We start from the raw sequence: 2494 nt of genomic DNA on the forward strand, positions 1-2494 counted from the left end.
CGTCCTCCGGCGAACAGGCCGGCCAGGGTCCGCCTGTCGATCGCGAAGGCCGGCGCGCGCTGGGACAGGCGGTCGACCCCGGCCTTTGAAGGCCTTGGCCTCGCGCACCAGAGCCTGCAGGTCCATGCCCGTGCGGCGCTCGCCCGACGGCAGGTCCAGCTCGGCCTCGGACGATCCCTCCTCGATGAGGTAGGCGTCCATCTCGGCTTGGTCCTTCAGGTAGCGCGACTGCTTGCCCTTGGAGACTTTGTAGAGCGGCGGCTGGGCGATGTAGACATGGCCACGCTCGATCAGCTCCGGCATCTGCCGGTAGAAGAAGGTCAGCAGCAGGGTCCGGATGTGGGCGCCGTCGACGTCGGCGTCGGCCATCAGGATGATCTTGTGGTAGCGCAGCTTGTCGGCGTTGAAGTCGTCGCGGCCGATGCCGGTGCCCAGCGCCAGGATCAGGGTGCCGATCAGGTCCGAGCTGAGCATGCGGTCGAAGCGGGCGCGTTCGACGTTCAGGATCTTGCCCCGCAGCGGCAGGACCGCCTGGTTCTCGCGGTTGCGCGCCTGCTTGGCGGAGCCGCCGGCGGAATCGCCCTCGACGATGAACAGTTCGGACTTGGCGGGATCCCGCTCCTGGCAGTCGGCCAGCTTGCCCGGCAGGGAGGAGATCTCCATGGCCGACTTGCGCCGGGTCAGTTCGCGGGCCTTGCGCGCGGCCTCGCGGGCGGCGGCGGCCTCGACGATCTTGGCGACGATCATCTTGGCCTCGACCGGATGCTCCTCGAACCAGGTGGACAGGCCTTCCTGGCACAGGCCCTCCACGGCGGGACGGACCTCGGACGAGACCAGCTTGTCCTTGGTCTGGGAGCTGAATTTGGGATCCGGGACCTTGACCGAGAGGACGCAGGTCAGGCCCTCGCGGGCGTCCTCGCCCGAGACCGAGACCTTCTCCTTGCGGGCGGCGCCGGCCTGCTCGATGTAGCCGCTCATCACGCGCGTCAGGGCCGCGCGGAAGGCCGACAGGTGCGTGCCCCCATCCCGCTGCGGGATGTTGTTGGTGAAGCACAGCATCGTCTCGTGGTAGCTGTCGTTCCACCACAGGGCCAGGTCGAGCTCGATCCCGTCCTTCCTGCCGCGGATGACGATGACGTCCTTGAGGATCGGCGACTTGGACTTGTCCAGGTGGCGCACGAAGGCCTCCACCCCGCCCTCGTAGTGCAGGATCTCCTCGAAGGGTTCGGCGTGCCGGTCGTCGCGCAGCTTGATGACCACGCCCGAGTTCAGGAAGGCCAACTCGCGCAGGCGGTGCTCCAGCGTCTTCAGGTCGAAGTCGATGTGGCTGAAGGTCGTGATGGAGGGATAGAAGGTGACGTGGGTGCCGGTCAGCGGCTCCCCGGCCTTGGCGCCGTCGGTGCGGATCGGAGCGTCGCCGGTGACCTTCAGGCTTTCGGCGGTGTCGCCGCGCTCGAAGCGCATCTCGTGGCGCTTGCCGTCGCGGAAGATGACCAGCTTCAGCCAGTCGGACAGGGCGTTGACCACCGAGACGCCGACGCCGTGCAGGCCGCCCGAGACCTTGTAGGAGTTCTGGTCGAACTTACCGCCGGCGTGCAGCTGGGTCATGATGACCTCGGCCGCCGAGACGCCTTCCTCGGCGTGGATGGCGGTCGGAATGCCGCGGCCGTTGTCGGTGACGGTGACCGAGCCGTCGGCGTTCAGGATGACCTCGACCAGATCGGCGTGGCCGGCCAGGGCCTCGTCGATGGCGTTGTCGACCACCTCGTAGACCATGTGGTGCAGGCCCGAGCCGTCGTCGGTGTCGCCGATGTACATGCCCGGGCGTTTGCGGACGGCGTCCAGGCCCTTCAGGACCTTGATGGAATCGGCGCCGTATTCGGCCGGGGCGACAGCGTCGTCGGGAGTCTGATCGGTCATCAAATCGTCGGTGAAGCGGCCCGTTCGCGGGCCCTGGAATCGGTCGTTCGGGCGCCTTCGAGGGGCCGGGATGAGGGCGCGAATCTGATCCGCGCCGGAACCCGCAAGATATAGGAAAACCGGGCGGAATTGCGAGGTTTTTAGGGGTCGGCGGAGGGGGTCCGGCGCTCGTATCCGGCCTGGGTGGGTTCACACCAAGGCCACGAAGAAAGGAAAGCCACGAAGGACACGACGGGGTCGGCGTTCTCCCTCCCCCGAAGAGGGAGGGACGTCGGCGCGAAGCGACGACAGGGTGGGTTCGTATCCGCGAGCGCGGTTCTTCTTGGGCTTCCCCCCGTTTCGCTGCGCGAGCCACCCTCCCCAGGAGGGGAGAGAGAAGGCATGCGTCTTCGTCCTCGCCGGTCGGGGCGAGGTTGGGAGGCTGGGCGGAGCGTCCGGGCCTTCGCCCGGAGACCGTGAGGGTGTGTGTTTCGGCGAAAGGCGAACGCTCCGCGCGGCCGGTTTTCGGCGCGCCGGGCGGTGACGCCTGTTGTTGGCAGGTCGCCCGGTCCGCGCGCCGCGGGCAGGGGCGGCC

Annotated in this window: 1 pseudogene; it reads right to left on the reverse strand. The window is 68.1% G+C overall.

Going from position 1 to position 2494, the window contains the following annotated elements:
• A pseudogene (locus tag AC2W7C_RS16705) lies at window positions 1–1920 on the reverse strand (DNA gyrase subunit B); the annotation flags it as partial.
• Window positions 1921–2494 lie beyond the last annotated feature (574 nt).

This window comes from Brevundimonas sp. CURTG3B2_SDJG (genome assembly GCF_057364705.1).